The 20,725-nt window shown below is 69.2% G+C and carries 15 protein-coding genes and 1 tRNA gene; 8 read left to right on the top strand and 8 right to left on the bottom strand.

What is annotated here, in order from left to right; all coding sequences use genetic code 11:
* Positions 1–20 precede the first annotated feature (20 nt).
* Positions 21–1,322, top strand: coding sequence for a sensor histidine kinase (locus QLQ12_RS20800; RefSeq protein WP_282761890.1), 1,302 nt, complete (start codon positions 21–23; stop codon positions 1,320–1,322).
* Positions 1,295–1,969, top strand: coding sequence for a response regulator transcription factor (locus tag QLQ12_RS20795; protein ID WP_282761889.1), 675 nt, complete (start codon positions 1,295–1,297; stop codon positions 1,967–1,969). The genes QLQ12_RS20800 and QLQ12_RS20795 overlap by 28 nt, the downstream gene beginning before the upstream one ends.
* 195 nt (positions 1,970–2,164) lie before the next feature.
* Here QLQ12_RS20795 and QLQ12_RS20790 read toward each other — a convergent pair.
* From QLQ12_RS20790 to QLQ12_RS20760, 7 genes are all read right to left on the bottom strand, one after another.
* Positions 2,165–2,248: transfer RNA gene (locus tag QLQ12_RS20790), tRNA-Tyr, on the bottom strand.
* A 188-nt stretch (positions 2,249–2,436) separates the two neighbouring features.
* A complete protein-coding gene (locus QLQ12_RS20785) occupies positions 2,437–3,300 on the bottom strand; it encodes a hypothetical protein (protein ID WP_282761888.1) in 864 nt (287 codons plus the stop codon).
* 15 nt (positions 3,301–3,315) lie between these two features.
* Positions 3,316–3,810, bottom strand: a complete 495-nt coding sequence (locus QLQ12_RS20780) for a SigE family RNA polymerase sigma factor (RefSeq protein ID WP_282761887.1) — start codon at positions 3,808–3,810, stop codon at positions 3,316–3,318.
* A 191-nt stretch (positions 3,811–4,001) separates the two neighbouring features.
* Complete coding sequence (locus tag QLQ12_RS20775; protein WP_282761886.1) at positions 4,002–5,003, bottom strand: TAXI family TRAP transporter solute-binding subunit; 1,002 nt, start codon at positions 5,001–5,003, stop codon at positions 4,002–4,004.
* 37 nt (positions 5,004–5,040) lie between these two features.
* Positions 5,041–7,098, bottom strand: a complete 2,058-nt coding sequence (locus QLQ12_RS20770; RefSeq protein ID WP_282761885.1) for a TRAP transporter permease — start codon at positions 7,096–7,098, stop codon at positions 5,041–5,043.
* Between the two features lie 105 nt (positions 7,099–7,203).
* A complete protein-coding gene (locus tag QLQ12_RS20765) occupies positions 7,204–10,374 on the bottom strand; it encodes an NACHT domain-containing protein (RefSeq protein WP_282761884.1) in 3,171 nt (1,056 codons plus the stop codon).
* Positions 10,375–10,479: 105 nt separating this feature from the next.
* Positions 10,480–12,834, bottom strand: a complete 2,355-nt coding sequence (locus QLQ12_RS20760; protein WP_282761883.1) for a beta-galactosidase — start codon at positions 12,832–12,834, stop codon at positions 10,480–10,482.
* Positions 12,835–13,043: 209 nt separating this feature from the next.
* On the opposite strand from QLQ12_RS20760, the gene QLQ12_RS20755 reads away from it, so the two are divergent.
* The 6 genes from QLQ12_RS20755 (at position 13,044) to QLQ12_RS20730 (ending at position 19,652) form a co-directional block, all read left to right on the top strand.
* A complete protein-coding gene (locus QLQ12_RS20755) occupies positions 13,044–14,357 on the top strand; it encodes an ABC transporter substrate-binding protein (RefSeq protein ID WP_282761882.1) in 1,314 nt (437 codons plus the stop codon).
* 59 nt (positions 14,358–14,416) lie between these two features.
* Positions 14,417–15,406, top strand: a complete 990-nt coding sequence (locus tag QLQ12_RS20750; RefSeq protein ID WP_282761881.1) for a carbohydrate ABC transporter permease — start codon at positions 14,417–14,419, stop codon at positions 15,404–15,406.
* 1 nt (position 15,407) lies between these two features.
* Entirely contained in the window at positions 15,408–16,253 is an 846-nt protein-coding gene (locus QLQ12_RS20745) for a carbohydrate ABC transporter permease (RefSeq protein WP_282761880.1), read from the top strand.
* Between the two features lie 14 nt (positions 16,254–16,267).
* A complete protein-coding gene (locus QLQ12_RS20740) occupies positions 16,268–17,284 on the top strand; it encodes a LacI family DNA-binding transcriptional regulator (protein ID WP_282761879.1) in 1,017 nt (338 codons plus the stop codon).
* A 105-nt stretch (positions 17,285–17,389) separates the two neighbouring features.
* The gene (locus tag QLQ12_RS20735) at positions 17,390–18,487 is read left to right on the top strand and encodes a glycoside hydrolase family 53 protein (RefSeq protein ID WP_282761878.1); all 1,098 of its coding nucleotides are present in this window, start codon (positions 17,390–17,392) and stop codon (positions 18,485–18,487) included.
* Between the two features lie 61 nt (positions 18,488–18,548).
* Positions 18,549–19,652, top strand: coding sequence for a glycoside hydrolase family 53 protein (locus tag QLQ12_RS20730; protein ID WP_282761877.1), 1,104 nt, complete (start codon positions 18,549–18,551; stop codon positions 19,650–19,652).
* Between the two features lie 174 nt (positions 19,653–19,826).
* Here QLQ12_RS20730 and QLQ12_RS20725 read toward each other — a convergent pair whose 3' ends face one another.
* The gene (locus QLQ12_RS20725) at positions 19,827–20,528 is read right to left on the bottom strand and encodes a hypothetical protein (RefSeq protein WP_282761876.1); all 702 of its coding nucleotides are present in this window, start codon (positions 20,526–20,528) and stop codon (positions 19,827–19,829) included.
* Between the last annotated feature and the right edge of the window lie 197 nt (positions 20,529–20,725).

Below are 20,725 nucleotides of genomic sequence, written 5' to 3'. Positions count from 1 at the left end.
CGGGCGGTACGGTCGGGCCCATGATCGTCGGTACGGCCCAGCAGGCTCTGACTCAGCGGCCCGCGTGGTTCCTGCGATCGTCGTGGCCGTGGCGGTCCTGGGCGTACCTCGCATTAGGCGCCGTCGTCGGCAGTGGTGCTCTGGTCTCCCTGTACCTGCCGCTCCTGTTCGCCTTCCTGCTCGGGAAGCAACAGGTGTGGGTCCAAGCGACCGGCCTAGTCGTGATCTTGCCGGTTTCGCTGCTGGCGAGCGGACTGCTGCTGGGCAGGTTCGAACGGTGGCGGCTCCGTCTGATCGACCCTCTCCCGTTGCCGAAACCTCCTCGGCAACCTGCCGGTGTGAGCTGGAGCGGCCGACTGCGTGACCGACTCCGGAAACAGGCCACCTGGCGCGAGGTCGGCTTCGCGGTGGTGTGCCTGTGCGGCCTGTACTGGCTGGACGGCGCGCTCGCGGCGCTCGGAGCTCTGCTGCTCATTCTCCCGACGCGCTGGCTGACCAGCGCGATCAGCGACGGCGCCCTCGACTTCACCCGTGTCTTTCCCGTCCTGGCGGTGCTGGTCGGCCTGGTGGTGTTTGTCCTGGTGCTGTCGGTCTACGCCTACCTGATCACCGGCTGGGCGAACGCGCGCGCGGCCATCACCCGAACGGTACTCGCGCCGCGAGACGCCGAGCTGGGTGAACGTCTCGTCGAACTGTCCCGATCACGGGTACGGCTGGTCGACGCGTTCGAGTCGGAACGGCGGCGCATCGAACGCGACCTGCACGACGGCGCTCAGCAGCGGCTCGTCGCCCTGACGATGACGCTCGGGCTGGCGCGCCTCGACGTCACCGACGACTCCCCCATGGCCGGGCACCTCGACGCAGCGCACCAACAAGCCACGGACGCCCTCACCGAGCTACAGGAACTCATCCGTGGAGTACACCCCGAAGTCCTCACCGGCCGCGGCTTGCCGGCCGCGATCGAGGATCTCGCCGGACGGTCGGTGCTGCCGGTCGAGGCCGACATCCGACTACCCGGACGGCTGACCACGTCGATCGAGGCCACCGCGTACTTCGTGGTGTGCGAGGCGCTGGCGAACGCGGCCCGGCACGCGGGCGCCGGCTCGGCGACCGTCCGGGGGTCTCTCGTCGACGGCCTCCTGGTCATCGAGGTGTCCGATGACGGTGTCGGCGGCGCGGATCCGAGCCGCGGATCGGGCCTGTCCGGCCTCGTTGATCGCATCGCGGTGTTCGACGGCCGGTTGCTGTTGTCGAGTCCGCCCGGTGGTCCCACCGTTGTTCGAATGGAGATACCATGCCCGCCGACCGTTCCCTCCGGATAGCGCTCGCCGAGGATTCCGTGCTGCTGCGCGAAGGACTGGTCGCCCTGCTGCAACGGTTCGGTCACACCGTGGTCGTGACCGCCGGTGACGCCGAACACCTCGTGACCAGCGTTGAGCAGAGCGTCCCCGACCTGGTCATCAGCGATGTTCGGATGCCGCCCACCTTCACCGACGAGGGCCTCCGCGCGGTGATCAGGTTGCGCGAGCGCCATCCCGGGCTGCCCGTGCTGGTTCTGAGCCAATACGTACAACAGACGTACGCCGCCGAGATCTTCGAAGCCGGCGCGGCGAGCTTGGGGTACCTGTTGAAGGACCGCATCGGCAAGGTATCGGAGTTCGCCGACGCCGTGGCGCGGGTAGCCGCCGGCGGTACCGTGATGGATCCCGAGGTCGTACGGCAAATGCTCAACCGCCGCCGCAACCCTCTGCAACGCCTGACCGCACGGGAGCACGAGGTCCTGGCCCTCATGGCGGAGGGCCGGTCGAACACCGAGATAGCCCGCGCCCTCGTCATCACCGACGCCTCCGTCGCCAAGCACATCGGCAACGTCTTCTCGAAGCTAGCGCTCTCCCCAGCTGAGGAAGGTCACCGGCGGGTGCTGGCGGTCCTCGCATTCCTGCGGGAACCAGCATCCCAGCAGGAATAACCCACGACTCCGCCGCGGACGCGGATCCTCCCGTACGCCCGTACGCCCGTACGCCCGCATTTTGCCCGGCCGGCTGGCCCAGGTCCTCACGGGCCGCGTGGCGGTGGTTGCGGATCAGGTCGGCGAGGTGGTTCTGCAGGCGGTTCCCTCACCACTCGGGCATGCGGCCGGGGTTGGTGACGGGCGAACGGGCAGTGCGGGCGACAGGATTCGAACCTGCTCAGCGCTGAGGCACCCGGTTTACAGCCGGGCCCGACTCTCCCACGTCGGCGCGCCCACAAGGTGATGGACATACAGCGCCGCCCGCCCCTTCGGAGAAGGGACGGGCGGCGCGGAGAAGAACTCGCTGACGGCCTCAGCCGCACTACCGGTCCGGGATGCGATAACGACAGAACACGGCTGTTCTCCTTCAGCGGCCGATCAACTGAGGTCGAGGCTAGGCCGGGGCTTCACCACCCGGCAATCGATTAACGGAAGGCTTCGGAGGTCGCCAGTTCGGCCAGCTCGGCGGTGCTCAGCGGCAGCTTCTCCAGCGGTGTGAAACCGGTGACGTCGCCATAGCTGGTGGCCTTCGACTGCATCACGTAGACCACGGTGCCGTCGGAGTGCCGGTACGCCGACCACGCCTCGTCCGGGCCGCTGACGACACCGACCTCGGCGCCGCCCACGGTCCGCTTCGCGCACGCACCGCCTCGTCCCCAGAACGCCCGCGCGACCTCGCACACGTCGGACGGCAGCCCGTTGCCCGGCTCGCGCGTCTCGACCAGGAGTTGCCCGGTGCGCTCACCTTTGCGGAGCGCGATCGCCGTCATGTACGCCCAGTGGTCGCCCTCGATGGTCGCCTGGTGCGAACGGAGCTCGATCCCGTCCGCCACGGAACCCTCCGGCAGGGTGTAGCCGTCCGGCGCCAGCTTCACCAACTCGGCCAGCAGCGCCTTGCCCTTGTCGAAGTGGTCGCCGCTGTCGGCGGTCGCGTCCCCGCTGGCCTCGGCCGGCCACGACGGCTCGGTCTTCTCGCCCGACGGCGTCACCGGCGGCACCTCGACGCTCCCGAGCGGGGCCGGAGTGCGGGTCGGGAACGGCTCGACGGCGCCCGACGGCCCGGCAGCCGGTGCGATGCCCGTACCCCCGTCGTTGAAGTAGCCCTGTCCGGGGATCGCGGCGACCGTGATGGCGAGGATCGCGGTCGCGGCCCCGCCGCAGGCCAGCAGATTGCGCCGTCGCGCCGCGCGGCGGCCGGCGGCGATCGCCGTCCGCGACTCCATCGGCGGCGGCTCCGGGTTCAGCATGATGGTGGTACGCAGTGCGGCGCGAAGTTCGTTCTCGTCCATGGTCTCCGGATCCCCTCAGTCGGCCGTGACGGGATGAGCGACCAGCGTGCGCAACGTGTCGAGGCCGCGCGCCGCCTGGCTCTTGACGGTCCCGGGCGAGCAGCCGAGCGCCGCCGCGGTGTCCTCCACCGAGAGGTCCTGCCAGTAACGCAGCACCAGCACGGCCCGCTGCCGCGGCGGCACCTGTGCCAGCGCGCGCATCAACGTCACCCGGTCGTCGGAGAGCTCCGGTTCCGCCGCTCGCTCGATCCGGCCCTCGTGCGGTTGTTCGCGCCGCCACCAGCCCCACCGACCCTCATCGATGAAGGACGAGACCAGAGCCTTGCGGACGTACGGGTCGAGCGCCTCGTGCCGCTGCACCCGGTTCCACCGCAGATAGAGCTTGGTGAACGTGGTCTGCACCAGGTCCTCGGCTCGATGCCAGTCGCCGCACAGCAGGAACGCCGTCGCCCGCATGGCGGACGACCGTGCCGCGAAGTACTCGGCGAACGCGATGTCGCGATCGCTCATGGCGCCGCCTCCGCCGCGCTCCGGCGTCGCCATGAGTTCGAAACTGTGCCGAATGATTCACTCGCAAGCTCGCTCACGCCGGCCCCCCATCCTGTCGGTCCCGCTAAACACGAGCCGAACACCCTGACAGGTTGCACGAAGGCCGCAAGAAGATGGCGGGGAGGCCGCCGGATCGGCCTCCCCGGCATCGGTTACTTCGGGGCGCCCAGGTCGTCCAGGGCCTTGGCGGCGCCCCGGTGGACGGCGACCGGACCGGTCTTACGCGCCGTCTGCAGGTTGATCTCCTTGGCCGCCGCGTTGGCCTGTTCCAGTTGCGGCTTGCGGTCGAAGAGGGCCTTGGTCAGCACGCAGGCGACGTTCGGGTCCAGGTTGTCGCGAACCAGCAGGAAGTTCGGGACCACGATGGTCTTCACGTCGGCCGGGGTCTTGTAGGTGGCGGCCGGGATGACGCCCTCCTGGTAGACCTCGTTGATCTTCTGCATCTCCGGCAGCAGCGGTGTGATGTCCAGGAACTCGACCTGGTCCGCGCTGGTGGTGAGCAGGTCGGTGATGCCGGGCGTGGGCAGGCCGCCGGACCAGAACAGGGCGTCGACGGTGCCGTCCTTGATCCCGTCGACGGTCTTGGTGAGGTCGAGTTTCTGCGCCTGGACGTCGGTGTCCGGTTTGAGGCCGGCGGCCGCCAGGACACGGGTGGCGATGACCTCGGTGCCGGACTTCGGGGAACCGGTGGAGACCCGTTTGCCCTTCATCCCGGCGACGTCCTTGATGCCGGCCGCCTTGCGGACGATCACCTGCGTGTAGTTGGTGTGGATCCGGGTGAGGGCCGCCACCGGCTGCTTCGCGGTGAAGCTGCCGGTGCCGTTCACCGCGTCGGCGGCGGTGTCGGCCAGCGAGAACGCCACGTCGTAGGTGCCGGCCACCAGTTGCTGGATGTTCTGCACCGAGGCGCCGGTCTCCGACGCGGTGGCCTGGACGTTCTTGCCGGTGGAGTTGACCTGCTCGGCGAAGGCGTTGCCGAGGGCGAAGTACACGCCCGTGGCGTTGCCCGTCGCGATGCCGACACGGGCCGCCTGGGCGACCTCGCAGGTGACCGAACCGCCGGCGTCGGTGCTGGCGGTGTTCTGCCGGCCGCCGCACGCCGCGGTGGCTGCCGCGAGCGCGCTGACCAGCGCCAAACTCAGTATTCGTCTCATGCCTATCCTCCGCGGAAGGTGATGGTGCAAGGGCGACTTACTGGGGGGTCGGTGTCCCTTCCGGGAGAGGCAGGGCTTCGGCCTTCGGCACTGCGCCCGGCCCCGGCGATCGCCGCTTTCCCACAGCCGCGAGGAGTACGGCCACCAGCAGCGTGGCGATGCCCGCGGCGACGGCGACCGGCTGCAGGTAGAGCAGCAGCAGCCCGGCCGCCCCGGCGAGCACCCGGCTCACCGGCCCGGCCGGACCGACGCCGAGCACCCAGCCACCGGTCGCGATCGCCAGGCCGAGCACCGCGAGCGCGGCCACGACCGTGGTCCAGAGGACGCCGAGCACCGGCCCGCGGGCCAGCAGGTATTCCCCGTTGTCGGTGAGGACGAAGGCGATCGGGGCGAGGAAGGCCGGCAGCGCGTACTTGAGCGCCTGCCACATGGTGGGGATGGTGCGGCCGCCGGTGATCGCGCTCGCGCCCACCGCGGCCAGGGCGGTCGGTGGCGTGACCTCGGACAGCACCGAGTAGTAGAAGACGAACATGGCGGCCGCCGGCGCCGGGACGCCGAGCGTCAGCAACGCCGGGCCGATGATCACCCAGCCGATGATGAAGCTGGCCGTGACCGGGACCGCCAGGCCGAGCAGGGCGAGCGCGAACGCGGCCAGCACCACGGTCAGCGCGAGCACCGCGACCGGTTCGTCGGTGATCGCCTTCGCGCCGTTCACCAGCAGGGACGCCAGTTGCGCGCCGAGGCCGGTCTTGGTGGTGGTCGCGGTGATGACGCCGGCGGCGGCGCAGACGGCGACCACCGGCAGGACGCCACGGACCCCGGCGGCCAGCGCCGCGAAGATCCGCGGCGGGGTCAGGCGGGCCGAGGAGTCCAGGAAGGACAGCGCGGCGGCCAGGATCGTCGCGTAGACGACCGAGCGGGTGGCACTCTCGCCCAGGGCGAGGAGCACGACGATGACGATCAGCGACGAGAAGTGGTAGCCGAAGCGCCCGAGCAGACGCCACGCGCTCGTGTCGGGGGTGTCGATCGCGCGGACCCCGAACCGCCGCACGTCGATCTCCACGGCCAGCAGGATGCCGAGGTAGTAGAGGGCGGTCGGGATCATCGCCCAGCCGAGGACGGTCAGGTAGGAGACGTTCAGGTATTCGGCCACGATGAACGCGGCCGCGCCCAGGGTGGGCGGGGAGAGGATCGCGCCGACCCCGGCCGCGGCCAGCATGCCACCGGCCTGTTCGGCGGGATATCCGGCGCGGCGCAGCATCGGCCAGGTCACCGCGCCGACACTGACGGCGGTCGCCGTACCGGAGCCGGAGACCGTGCCCAGAAGGAACCCGGCGGCGACCGCCGTGCGTCCCGCCGCGCTGCGTGATCGCCGGAAGGCGGCGACCGAGAGGTCGACGAAGAACCGGCTCGCGCCGGACAGGTCGAGCACCGCGCCGTAGATGGTGAACAGCACGATGTAGGTGGCCGCGACGTCCAGCGGTGTGCCGTAGAAGCCGCTGCCCGAGTTGTAGAGGGCGTCGACGATCTGCGCGAAGTCGAGTCCGGAGTGGGCGATCGGCCAGCTCTGCGGCAGCAGGCCGCCGTAGTAGCCGTAGGCGAGGAAGAGCAGGCAGACCACCGGCAGCGCCCACCCGGTCGTACGCCGGCACGCCTCGACCACCAGGATCAGCAGCACCGCGCCGAAGGCGATGTCGGCCGGTTCGAGCAGGCCCTGACGGTTCAGGAAGGCGTTGTAACCGCCAGCGACCGGATAGAGGCAGACCACGAGGGCGGCGGCGGCCAGGACCCAGTCGGCCACGGTGGGCGCCTGGCGCCCCTCACCCCAGCCTGATCGGTACGCGAGGAAGACGAGCGGCAGCGTGCCGGCCAGAAAGATGATCAGGTAGTACTGACTGCCCTCGGACAGCGGCCGGAACACCTGCCAGAGCACCAGCAGCGCGACGGCGAAGGCGGCGATCGAGACGGCCGCGCCGATCCGGCCGCCCAGCTCACGGGCGGGACGCTCCTCGTCGTCGTAGTGCACGGCGGGCGCGCTGGACTCCGCCTCGGCCAGGCGTTGCGCAGCACGGGCCGAAGATCGATCATCGCCCATGAAACGGACAGTACTATGCGACATCCCTAGCTGTAACGACGTCCACCCCCGCTGATGACGCTTCCGTTATCCAACGGGCTGTGTCCGTCGGGGAGACGGTTCCGGCTACTCGTCCTCCAGAGGGAACACTGCCTTCCCGTCGGCGTCGATCCTCTCGGCCAGTCGGGCGATGTGCCGGAGGCGAGCGGCCGTCCGGGTTTCGGGTACACCGCGATGCAGGACTGATGCGGCGGTGGAGGCGATCGCCTCCACCATGGGCTCCTCGACGAGCGACTTCGCGAAGAGCATGTCCATCACCTCCAGGACAACAGCACCCGGGACCCGAAGATCCGAGCGAAACGCCGCGAGCAACTGCGTCAGATAGGCGGTGTACGACCTCCGGTCCCAGGTCGGGAACTCCTCCGGCCGGAATGAGGCACAGTCCAGATAGGCAGCGCGGGCGGCTTCCGCATCCAGACTCAGGACCGGGATCAGCCAAACTCGGAACAGCGCTTGGAGAGCTGACGGACACGTCTCCGACAGGTGACCGGCGAACATCTGCAAGGCCGGGGCGAGCGGCGATTCGAGCACCGGCTCCAGAGTGCTCAGAAGGACGCCGTCCACGTCGCAGGCGTGCAGCCTGACCGGTCTGCAGTATGCCGTGGGCGCGTAGCCGAAGGTGAACGGCTCACCGGATTCCTGACCCGACGGGCTGAACAGCCAGCGATGGTCGGTCTCGGAGACCGCCGATCCATCGACGGCGACCCGAAGACGAACGTCCTTGTCACCGGACTCGTTCCAGCATTGATCGGCCGCGAGAACATCGGTGAGCAGATTCCAGCCGTCGACCCTTAACTGCGAGTGCCAGAGCAGAGCCTGATCGTGCCAATGCCTACGGCCGGCATCCCGCGCCCGTCCCACCATCTCACTGAACAGCAGGTTCTCGGTTAACAGGGCGGCCAACAGAACCAGGTTCGCGGTATGGGCCGCGTATCGAGCCGGCATCCGCACAAGCACCGGCCGATAGTCGCCGGCCGTGCTGCCCCAATCGAGGAACTCGCTGCGCCGATACATGTCGACGATCGCGGCTGCCCACTCCACCCGCTGTCCATCGGGCAGAGCTGCCGCGAATTCGCCTAGGAAACGCAGGATCGGGGATCGCACCGCGAGCGTCACGAATGACAGAAGACCGGCCAGCAGCCCGCCATCGGGTTTCCCGGCAGGGGACGCCGTGATGGACCGGTGGACCACTGCTTCCCCAAGTAGCTGCCAGGTGAAGCGCGCGACGAGATACTCGCCGAAAGTGGCGTGCAGGAACTCGTACGTCGCAAGGATCTCGGTGCCCCGGACAGCCTGCGCCCGATGCACGAAGAAGAACCGGCCGAGGAGCAGACCGGCTGCGCCGATCCCGCCGACGGCAGCGCCTGGCATCGGACCGAAGACCGCCGTGAGATCACGCTCCAGGTCCCGCTCGGTCACCCACTGGGCGGAGCGGTTGAGCATGGCGAATGCCACGATCGAGAGGCGGCGCAGTTCGACCTCCACCTCGGCTTCGCACTGCGACGCGGACAGGTGCGGTGCGGCCTTACGAACCTCGCGACGGGCGAAACCCGCAAGGAGGCGCTCGTAGAGTTCGCTCGAGGACAGCTCCACTGTGTTCTGCAAATCATTGGCATCGGCGTCGTAAAGGGCAAGCAGCAGCAGCAACAACGGTTGCCCCGCCAGATCCGGGAAGCGGAGAGCGACCGAGGCGGGAAGTGCACGAAGTCCACGCCCGGCCAAACGGTGCTCATTCGTCGCATGCCAGACGGTGAGCCAGGCGGCAACACGGTCGGTGTCAAAGGGCTCCAGCCGAAGCAGCAGGGTGTCGGGTGGGGGCACCGCACGGCCGGCGACGCTGGTGCGGGTGGTGACCACCACCGCAACAGCGCGGCCCAGGTCCCGCTCACGTTGTTGGAATTCGGCGACCCGATGAAGGTAGTCGCTCTGGCTGGTCGCCGTTGCCTGAAGCAACTCGTCAAAGCCGTCCAGCATGACCACAGGGAGCCGACCGACCGCAGCCTCGGCCAGGCGAGGCCAGGTCACCGACTCGCCGGTAGCGTCCTGGATCGCCTGTTCGATCTGGCGTTGCACCCCTAGAGAACTGTCCACGTCCCGCAGCGACACCCGGACCGGGATGAAGCCTCCTTCGGTCAATTCCGCCGCCAGCACCTTGGTGAGCACTGACTTCCCGGCGCCCGGATGGCCGAGTACCACCAGCGGCGCGCCCTGCGCACGGGGAGAGGTGAGGTACCCGGTGAGGAAGGCGTGCAGGTCCCCTCGAACCGGCATGCCCGTCCAAAACTGCTCCTCGCCGGACGCTTCGCCTGGCACCGCCTCCGCGATCCGGAATAGCGACGGCAGGTAGGCCGCCCGCAGAGTCGGCATGTCCAGGTGGGTCGGTCGTTCCGTGGAGCCGACGATGGGACGGTCGAGCATGCCCGCATAGGCTTGGGAGAGGGCGAGCGGGACGCCGTCCCCAGCCGCTGAACCCGCAACGCGCCGCATCAGGTCGCGCATGTCACGAACGGATTCGTGTAGGTCGCGGACGGATTCCTCGAACGCGGTGTCGCTCCACCCTCGAGCCCAAAGGTCGACCTCGGGGCATTCCAACCGGAGATCCATGAGCATTCGCTCGTATCGCTCGAGGGCGATCTCCGGCAGATCCGTCAGCACCTGGTCCACCCGGCTCTCCTCGCCGGGGCCGAGCGCGTCCCATAGGGCCAGGCCGCGCAGAAACGCACGTGCCGATGTGGAGAGCTGCCGATATGTGGCGCGGAGTCGCGTACGGTGCTCGCTCTGAAGCCCATGCGGCTCGGGCAGATCGATACTCGCCCGCAACGCGGTGCCAGCCAGCTCCCGCCCGCGCACCGCCGCTGAGCCGATCGACATCGAACCGGCGAGCCGGAACTGTTCGCCGGAGGTGAATTCAGCGGTGGTCGTGTCGAAGGGCAGACCGGCCTCGCCGAGTGCGTCGAACCATGCAGCGATCACAATCACCGTATGGGCGGCGGCGACTCGCTCGGTACGGTCAAGGCGATGGGCTCCGGTCAGCCGCTGCCCTACCGTCCCTGCGAGCTGCTGCGACAGCTTTGCGAACACGGCATGAGCATCGAACCAGCTCAACACGGCGGGCAGGGTGGTCGTGGCACCGAGCAGCACTCCCCCGGTCAGATCGTTGAGCCGCCGCATCCACTCGGCGCCCGGTCCTCTTCCGAGGATTCGCACTGCCTGCGTGTAGCTGAGAGTCTTCGGCACCATCCCATCCTGTCGATGTCCCTCAGCTCGGCACAATGCCGTCACCCGGAGTAGGCACCCGGGGAGCGCGGCCTTTCCTGCCGCACTCCCTACCACCCGCTCAGGTCAGCGGGTGACCGTGGCGGTGGTACGGGCGATGACCTCGACCGTGTCCAGGGACAACAGCTGGGAGCCGGTGGCGGTCAGGCGGGTGCGGGCGTCGTCGGGGACGGACACCGGGGAACCCGCGGCCATCGGCAGCAGGTGCAGCGTCACCTGGGCTCCGTCGCGGTAACCGGCGTCGGTCAGGTTGACCAACCAGGCGGAGCCGTCCCAGAAGCGGTCGGTGACCGCGTCGCCGTCGATGCGGAGTTCGCCGACGTCACCGGCCCAGAGGATGCGCAGCAGCGGGTCGCGGGACTCGTCGGCCGCCCAGCCGGGCAGGCGCAAACGATAGACGGCGGCCAGTTCGTCGAAGACGTCCGGGCTGGGGGCGGACGGGCGGCCGTCGTGTTTGCCGTAGCTGACCGGGACCGTGGCGGCGGCGGGACGCAACTGCTCGACGGTCACCGGCTCGGTGACCGGGGCCTGCGGCTGGGGGACGGCCAGGGCGGCGAAGGTGCGAGCGGCCGGGTCGTACACCCGTACCCGCGCGGTCTTCGAGGCTTTGACGGTGAGCTGACCGGCGGCGTCCCACTGGAGCTCGTCGTCGCTGAGATAGAGGCGGCGGCCGCCGTCCTCGGCGACCCACAGCGAACCCGCCGTCTCGGCGGGGAGGACGAGCACGTCGAGGCCGTCCAGGCGCAGAGGGGTGAGGCCCGGCGTGATGGCGTGAACGGTTTCGGACACGGCGAGTTCCGGGGCGATGCCGGGGTCGGCCACCAGGACGAGGGTGGGCACGTCTCCCGGTAGCAGCGTCAGAGCCGAGGCGGTGGCCCAGGTGACGGTGGTGCCGCCGGCGGTGAGGTGGAGGGGCCAGCGGGCCAGGGTCCCCGGCGGGATGTCGATCGGCCGCGCGGGAAACTCGATCACGGCGGGTCGAACGGCGGAAGCAGCGGCGGCAGAAGCAGCGGCGGCGGTGGCGCTGACAGAAGCGCCGGAAGAAGCGTCGGGAGCGGCCGAAGCGGCAACGGGCCCGACGAGGGAGACCCGGAAGCGGACGTCACGGCAGACCGGCAACGGGACGTGCGGCTGGTGCCAGGAGATGAAGAGGAAGCCGCTCTCCCCGTCGCCGCGCAGCGCCCAGCGGAGCGTCTGGGAGTCTTCGACGCCGGCCGGGCGGACGTCGGGCAGGCTGGACGGCATCTCCGCGAGCCGGTGACCGAAGGCGGACAGGAAGGCGTGCTGCCTGCGCAGTTCGGCATGGCTGGGGGCGAGTGTGCCGGCCTCGCCGACGGGAGCGTGGAAGTCGTAGCCGAGAGGCGCGATGTCGTTGGGGTAGCCGGTCGCGTGCGACTCCTGCATGCCGGGGCCGGGGTTGGTGCCTCCGGCGTACATGTAGTAGCCCTGCCAGGCCGAGCCGTTGCCGATCTTGCAGTGGGCGATGGCGGCGACGTCGAGCGCCTCGGGGCGGGGGCGGCGGTGGTACGCGGTGGCCATGCCACCGCCGAGTTCGCAGGTGGCTGCGGGGAACTCCTCGGACGGCGTGCGCGGGCCACCGGAGGCGGCCTCGATCGCCTGGGCACGCCGCACGTCGGCGCCGATGCCCGGGTCGTCCCAGACGTGGGAGAAGAAGTAGTGGTCCCGGAAGGTCGGGTCCCACGGTGCGTCGGCGTCGACCCAGAAGCCGTCGCCGTAGCCGCCGTAGAGGGGCAGGACCTCCTCGGCCGGCAGGTCGGCGCCGCCCCAGGCGGTGGCGGTCCAGAGGGGGGCGGCCATGCCGGCCTCGCGGGCCAGGCGCTTGAGCGTGACCAGGTGCCGCGGCTGGTCGTAGAGCTCGTTCTCCAGCTGGATGCCGAGCAGCTTCGCGCCGGAGGAACCGAGGGCGGCGCCGATCTGCCCGAACCACTCGGTGACCAGCGCGAGATACGCGGGGTCGTCGGTGCGGTGCCGGACCGGGGCGTGCTGCACCCAGTCGGGGAAGCCGCCGTTACGGGCCTCGCCGTGGCACCACGGGCCGATCCTGAGCACCATGTCGAGGCCGGTCTCGGTGACCAGGTCGATGAACGCGGCGACGTCGAGGTTGCCGTCGAAGCGGGTCTCGCCCCGTGCCGGACAGTGGTGCAGCCAGAAGACGTAGCTGGCCACCACGGTGACGCCACCGGCCTTCATCTGGCGCAGCCGTTCGGCCCACCGGTCGCGGGGCACCCGGCTGTAATGCAGTTCCCCGGAGACCGGGATGACCGGCACGCCGTCGCGGCTCAGGTAGCGGTTGGTGAGCGACAGGCCGGGCCGCTTGTCCTCGTCGTTGCTCATCCGCGGCCGGCGCAGCGGAGTCGCCCAGGCTTGGTGGCGAACGGAGAGCGGCTCGGGCCACAACATGGATCAGCTCCTTGCGACTTGACTGTAACCGGTCACAGGCCGGCGAGCCCGAACGATACACAGGCGTAACGGGTCAGACGCAAGGGCTTGACACAACGCCGTAACACCAGCACTGTAACCGGTCACAGGAGCTGTGCTGAGCGACACGCTTCCGGCACAGCGTCCGTCCCGGCTTCGGCGTTCCCGTCCAAGCCGATCAAGGAGGATCGATGAAGACCAAATTCGCACCGTTGATGGCGGCTCTCACCGCAGCGGCCTTGTTCACCGGCACCGCCTGCAGCAGCAGCTCCGATTCCTCGAAGGGCGCTACGGATCCCGCCGAGAAGGTCGAGCTGACCTACTGGTCCTGGACCCCCAACATGGACAAGGTCGTCGCGGCCTGGAACTCCAAGAACCCGAACATCCAGATCACGGTCAACAAGCAGGACGGCGGAGACGCGGCCGTCACCAAGCTGCTGACCGCGGTCAAGGCGGGTTCCGGCGCGCCGGACATCATGCAGGCCGAGTACCAGAAGATCCCCACCCTGGTCTCCTCGGACGCGCTGGCCGACATCGCCGCCGAGGTCGGCTCGGTCAAGGGCAAATTCCCGGCCGGTACGTGGAACGGCGTCACCCTCGGCTCGGAGGCGGTCTACGGCGTCCCGCAGGACTCCGGCCCGCTGATGTTCTTCTACCGCTCCGACGTCTTCGAGCAGAATGGCCTGCGGGCCCCGAAGACCTGGGACGACTACGCGGCCGCCGCCGAGAAGATCCACCAGGCGAACCCGAAGCAGTACCTGGGCACGTTCTCGGCAACCGACGCGGGCCTGTTCACCGGTCTCGCCCAGCAGGCCGGCGCCTCCTGGTGGGGCGTGAAGGGCGACGCCTGGACGGTCGACATCAACGACGCCGCCACGCAGAAGGTCGCGGCGTACTGGGGTGGACTGGTCGAGAAGGGCGTCGTCGACAACAAGCCGATGTACACCCCGGAGTGGAACGCCGCCCTCAACGACGGCACGCAGGTCGGCTGGGTCAGTGCCGTGTGGGCACCGGGCGTCCTGGACGGCTCCGCGAAGGACACCTTGGGCAAGTGGAAGGCCGCTCCCATGCCGCAGTGGGACGCCGCCGCACCCAAGACCGGCGCCTGGGGCGGTTCGGCCACCAGCGTGACGACCCAGTCGAAGCACAAGAAGCAGGCCGCCCAATTCGTGGCCTGGCTGAACAGCGACGCCGAGGCCCTGAGGCTGCTCGCTACCGAGGCCTTCGTCTACCCGGCCGCCAACGACGCCACCAGCGCTCTGACCAGCCCGCCCTCCTTCTTCGCGGACCAGCCGGACTACTACACCATCGCGGGCGAGGCCTCGAAGACTCTGGCGCCGTTCACCTACGGCCCGAACGTGAACGTCGCCTACAGCGCGTTCAACGACGCCTTCGGCAAGGCCGCCGAGTCGAAGAAGGCGGCCGCCTTCACCGAGTCGCTCGCCACCATCCAGAAGACCACCGTCGACGACCTGAAGAACGCCGGGTTCACCGTCGCTGGATGAGAAGAGTCTCCGGGCGGACCGTCCCCGCCCGGAGCGCTTCTTCGAAAGGAGAGTCGGCGATGTCGCAGAGCACCGAAGTCGAGCCCAGCACCACAGCCGCACCCCGGAGGACCGCCACACCCGTGACCGCGACACGCCGCCGGCCGGCACGGCGCGCGGGAACCCCGTACGCCTTCCTCGCTCCCGCCCTGATCCTGTTCACCGCGTTCCTGGCCGCGCCGATCTTCTATGCCGGCTACCTGAGCCTGCGCAAGGTCCAGGTCAGCGGCCTCGGGCTGGGCTCCAAGGCCCGCACCGAGGTCTGGGCCGGGCTGGAGAACTACGCCCGGTCGCTGTCCGACCCGGACTTCCTGCCGAGCGTGGGACGCGTCGGCGCGTACGGCCTGATCGTTGTCCCCACCATGCTCGGCCTCGCCCTGCTGATGGCCCTGCTGCTGGACGCTAACCGGACCCGTGAGGCGGTCAGCAAGTTCGCCCGCATCTCCATCTTCCTGCCGTACGCGGTGCCGGCCGTGGTCGCGTCGCTGCTCTGGGGCTTCCTCTACCTGCCCCGGGTCAGCCCGATCACCGACGTCGTCGAAGCTGTCGGCTTCACCGCGCCGAACCTGCTCTCCAGCGACCTCACCCTGTGGGCGGTCGCGAACATCGCGGTCTGGGGCGGCACCGGCTTCAACATGATCGTCATCTACACCGCGCTGCGGGCCGTGCCGACCAGCCTCTACGAGTCGGCCCGGATCGACGGCGCCTCGGAGATCGCGATCGCCTGGCGCATCAAGATCCCGATCGTGATGCCGTCGCTGGTGATGACCTTCGTCTTCTCACTGATCGCCACGCTGCAGGTGTTCGCCGAGCCGATGACGCTGCGCCCGCTGGCCAACACCATCTCGACGACGTGGACGCCGCTGATGAAGGTCTACCGGGACGCGTTCACCCGCAACGACATCTACGCCGCCGCGGCCACCTCGGTGATCATCGCGCTCGCCACGTTCATCCTGTCCTTCGGCTTCCTCAAGCTCGTCGGGCGCCGGGCCTTCAACCAGGAGGACTGACATGTCTGTTCTGTCGGCTCAGAAGCGCAGTCCCCTCGCCACGACCCTGCTGCTCCTGGGCGCCGCATACTGCCTGCTCCCGGTCCTCTGGGTGCTCATCGCCTCGTCGAAGAGCATCGGCGAGCTGTTCTCGACGTTCACCCTGGCGCCGAGCACCCACCTGCTGGACAACATCGTCGACCTGAACAACTACCGCGACGGGCTCTACTGGCGGTGGATGGCGAACACCGCCCTCTACGCCGGGGTGGGCGCGGCCGCCTCCACGCTGATCTCGGCGATGGCCGGGTACGCCCTGGCCAAGTTCGAGTTCCGCGGCAAGAGCCTGGTCTTCAACCTGATCCTGGCCGGCGTCCTGGTGCCCGGCGTCATCCTGGCCATCCCGCAGTACCTGCTGCTGGCCGAGGTCGGCATGACCAACACCTACTGGGCGGTGCTGCTGCCCAGCTTCATCAGCCCGTACGGCATCTATCTGGCCCGGATCTTCGCGGCCGCGTCGGTGCCCACCGAGATCCTGGAGGCGTCCCGGATCGACGGCGCCGGCGACTGGCGGACCTTCGGCACGGTGGTGCTGCCGATGATGCGTACCGGTCTGGTGACCGTCTTCCTGTTCCAGTTCGTAGCGATCTGGAACAACTTCATGCTGCCCTACATCATGCTCGGCAACGATAGGTTGTATCCGATCACGGTCGGCCTGAACGGTCTGCTCAACCAGGGCGCCAACCAGCCGTCGATGTACACCGCGGTGGTCACCGGCGCGCTGGTGTCGATCGTCCCGCTGATCGCCCTGTTCCTCACACTCCAGCGCTACTGGCAGGTCGACCTGGCCGCCGGCGGCGTGAAGGCGTAGCTATGATCCCGAACGTGTCGCGCAAACGCCCCACCATCCGCGACGTCGCTCGCGAGGCCGGGGTGTCCTACGCGACGGTTTCCCGGGTGCTCAACGGCCGCGACTGGGTCAGCCCCGAATCCGTCAAGGCGGTCCGCGACGCCATCTCCCGGACCGGGTACACCGCGAACCCGCACGCGCGCTCCCTGGCCACCGGGAAGTCCGGCTCGATCGCGTTCCTGCTCACCGAGCCGCAGCACCTGCTCTTCGAGGACCCGAACTTCTCGGTGCTGCTGCGCGGGGTGGCGCAGGCGCTCTCCGACCGGGAACTGACGCTGATCCTGATGATCGCGTCGACCCCGGTGGAGCGGAGCCGGGCCGTCGCGTACCTCTCCGGCGGTCACGTCGACGGGGTGCTGCTGGTGTCGCCGCACTCCGGCGACCCGCTGCTGCGGCAGCTGGTGCAGGCCGAGGTGCCGATCGTGGCCTGCGGGCAGGTGCTCGGCTTCGAGGACACGATCAGCTCGGTGTCGGCCGACGACTGGGGCGGCGGCCGGTCGGCGGTGGAGCACCTGCTCGCCCAGGGGTGCCGGCGGATCGCCACGATCACCGGACCGCAGGACACCTTCGGCGGGGTGTACCGGCTACGCGGTTACACCGACGCGCTGACGGCCGCCGGGATCACGGTCGACCCGGACTACGTCGTGCACGGCGACTGGAGCCGGGAGAGCGGCGCGGCCGGCATGCGCACACTGCTCGACCGGGCGCCGGATGTGGACGCGGTGTTCGCCGCGTCCGACGCGATGGCCGCGGCCGCCCTTCCGGTGCTGCGCGAGGCCGGGCGCGAGGTGCCCGGCGACGTACGGGTCGTCGGCTTCGACGACTCCGGGCTGGCGGCCACCACCGAACCACCGCTCACCACGGTCCGTCACCCGCTGGAGCGGATCAGCGACGAGATGGTCCGGCTGCTCACGGATGTGATCGCCGGGCGTACCCCGCTCTCCATCACCGTGCCCACCAGCCTCGTCGTGCGAGGCAGCTCCCCCGCTTGAATGCGGCCCCCCGGAAGGGACCGGCCTTGATAACCCCCCTTGATCAAGGCCGGCCCCCGCATTTCAGAGCGCCCCTTTTGTCACGGAAGACCACAAAGGAGTGTCATGAGAAAGCTGCCCCTCCTCGTCGCCGCGGTCCTCGCGGTCACCCTCTCCCCCGCCCCCGCCCAGGCCCGCCCCCAGGGCCTGACCATGCGCGGCGCCGACGTGTCGACGCTGCAGCGGTCCCAGGAACTCGGCCAGAAGTTCTACGACGCCCGCGGCCGCCGGGACAACCCCTACGACATCCTCGAACAGGCCGGCGTCAACTACGTCCGGCTGCGCATCTGGAACGACCCGGCCAGCGGCTACTCCAACAAGGAGAAGGTGCTGCAGCAGGCGCGGGCGGCCAAGGCGCGCGGCATGAAGCTGCTGATCGACTTCCACTACTCGGACACCTGGGCCGACCCGGGCAAGCAGTTCATCCCGAAGGCGTGGGAGGGGCACTCGCTCGCCCAGCTCGAGAAGGACGTCTACGACTACACGTACGACGTCTGCGCCAGCCTGAAGAAGCAGGGCACCACACCGGACAGCGTGCAGATCGGCAACGAGATCAACGTCGGGATGCTGTGGCCGACCGGACACGTGACCAACAGCGACTTCGGGCCGCTGGCGAGACTGCTGAACGCCGGTTACGGCGCGACCAAGGCGTGCAGCCGGAAGACCCAGGTCATGGTGCACACCGCGCTCGCCGGCAACATCGAGGCGGCGCACTGGTTCTACGCCGGGATCACCGCGGCCGGCACGAAGTGGGACATCACCGCCCTGTCCTACTACTGCATGTGGCACGGCTCGCTGGCCAACCTCGCCACGGTCATCGGTGACGTCAAGACCCGTTACGGCAAGCCGGTGGTGATCGCGGAGACGGCGTACCCGTACACCACCGAGAACTACGACCACCTCGAGAACATCATGCTGTCCGCCGCCCCCTGCGACGGGATCCCCGCCACGCGGCAGGGCCAGGCACAGGCGTTCACCGCCGTGCAGGACACCGCCCGGACCGCCGGCGCGATCGGCGTCTTCTACTGGGAACCCACCTGGACGGCCGTCGACGGCAACGGGTGGGACACCGAGGACATCGAGAACTCCGGCAACGCCTGGGAGAACATGGCGACCTTCGACGATGGCGGGCGCGTCAACCCGTACATCCGCTGGCGCCGTTAGAGGCTTCGCGGCCCGCCGCGAGGAAATCCCCCACACCGTTCCTCGTCACTGAAGGAGCGCCATGAAACCGTCCCTCCGAGCCGCCTTCTCGGCCGCGATCCTCGCGGTCGCGCTGATGGCATCCCCCGCCCCCGCACAGGCCGCCTCCCTCACCATGCGCGGCGCCGACGTGTCGTCGCTGCAGCGCACACTCGACCTCGGCGGCAAGTACTACAACGCTTCCGGGACCCAGGCCGACCCGTACGACATCCTCAAGACGGCCGGCGTCAACTACGCCCGGCTGCGGGTCTGGAACAACCCGGCCAGCGGCTACAACAACAAGGCCAAGGTCCTCCAGCAGGCGAGGGCGATCAAGGCCAAGGGTCTCAAGCTCATGGTCGACTTCCACTACTCGGACACCTGGGCCGACCCCGGCAAGCAGTACCCGCCGGCCGCGTGGGCCTCGTACTCGCTCACCCAACTGCAGACCGCGGTCTACAACTACACGTACGACGTCTGCACCAGCCTCAAGTCGGCGGGCCTCACCCCCGACAGCGTGCAGATCGGCAACGAGATCAACACCGGCATGCTGTGGCCCCGCGGGCAGGTCGTCAACAGCAACTTCGCCCCGCTCGCCGCGCTGCTCAAGCAGGGCCACAACGCGGCGAAGGCCTGCAACAGCGCCACCCAGGTGATCATCCACGTCGCCGACGCGGACAGCATGAGCAACGCCCGCTGGTTCTACGACGGCATCAAAGCGGCCGGCGTGACCTGGGACATCACCGCGCTGTCGTACTACTGCATGTGGCACGGCACGCTCGCCAACCTCTACAACGTGATCACCGACGTGCGGACCCGGTACGGCAAGCCGGTGATCATCGTGGAGACGGCCTACCAGTTCACCGCCGCCGACGCCGACAGCGAGAAGAACTCCATCCCCGGCACCGTGCTCTGCGACGGCATTCCGGCCACCTCGGCCGGCCAGGCCCAGCAGTTCACCTGGGTGCAGAACACGGCCCGCAACGCCGGCGCCGTCGGCGTCTTCTACTGGGAACCCACCTGGTACGCCATCAGGGGCAACGGCTGGGACCCGGCGAACATCAACGGCACCGGCGACGGCTGGGACAACATGGCCGTCTTCGACTGGGGCGGCAAGGTCAACCCCCACATCAGGTGGACCGCCTGACCTGCTGCCGGCGGCCCGGTCCGGGTGTTCCCGGGCCGGGCTTCCCTCTCTCGTACGGCCAGTAGAAGCACCCGGGCATCCCCCGCGAGGCGAGCGACCCCTCCCGACCGACCCGCGACCACCGGGCCGTCACCGCCGTCACCGCCGTCACCGCCGTCACCGCCGTCACCGCCGTCACCGCAACGCTGTCACCCGCGTCGCGCCCTCGTTTCCTCTCAGCACGGTGCCCGACGAGAAACGGGTGTCGTCGCAGCCGTTGTAGACCTGCAGGCCCACGTCGCCGAATTCGATCCACAGGCCGTTCACGCTCCAGCCGGCCACTCGATCCAACGGCAGGTCCCCGCTCAGGTCCACGTCGCCGGCGAAGTACGGCACAGAGACGACCGCGAACCCGGTGATAGCCCGGCCGACGATCGCCGCCACCGGCAGCGGCCCCGGGGCACGCCACTCCCACGTCTGCCCGGCCACCTCCGGCGGAACCGTCAGATCCACGGTGCCGTAGGTGATCGACAGGTCGTCCCATTTCTGCCAGGCGATCTCCACTTGTGTGCCGTCGTCGAGAACGAGCACAAGCGGCCCACCCAGAAACCACAGCCGCCGTCCTGGCTCCCAAATCCCCCAGCCCGCCCGAACCCTCCGCCCCACCAGCCGCAGCAGCCCCTCCCGCCTCTCCCGCCCCTGATGCCCCGCCAGGCCCTCAGGCACCTCCCGCCCCTTCGGCTCCTCAGGCACCTCCGGCTCCTCCGGCTCTTCCGGCTCCTCCCGCTCCTCCGGCTCTTCCCGCAGCTCCGGTAGAAGCTCTTCAGCCGGCCCGAAGGCCGACCGCCACCCCGACATGGCCTCGTCCCACGCCTTTCCCCCGCGCACCTGCTCCATGAGAGGACCCTAGACACGCGGTATGACCATCCCCGCCCGCTGGCCACCCGAGCGCCTCCCAGCTATGCGGCCACGCGAGGGGATACCGCCTCATCGGAACTACATGCCCTCTGAAATGCCGACACCCGCAACAGGTGTCGACCTCGGACAACGCCACCTCCACTGTCCGTGGCGTGGCGTGGCGTGGCGTGGCGTGG

This window comes from Actinoplanes sandaracinus (assembly GCF_030009775.1).
Classification (GTDB): Bacteria; Actinomycetota; Actinomycetes; order Mycobacteriales; family Micromonosporaceae; genus Actinoplanes; species Actinoplanes sandaracinus.
Note: the sequence above shows the minus strand (reverse complement) of the source record. Positions and strands in the feature narration are given on the sequence as shown.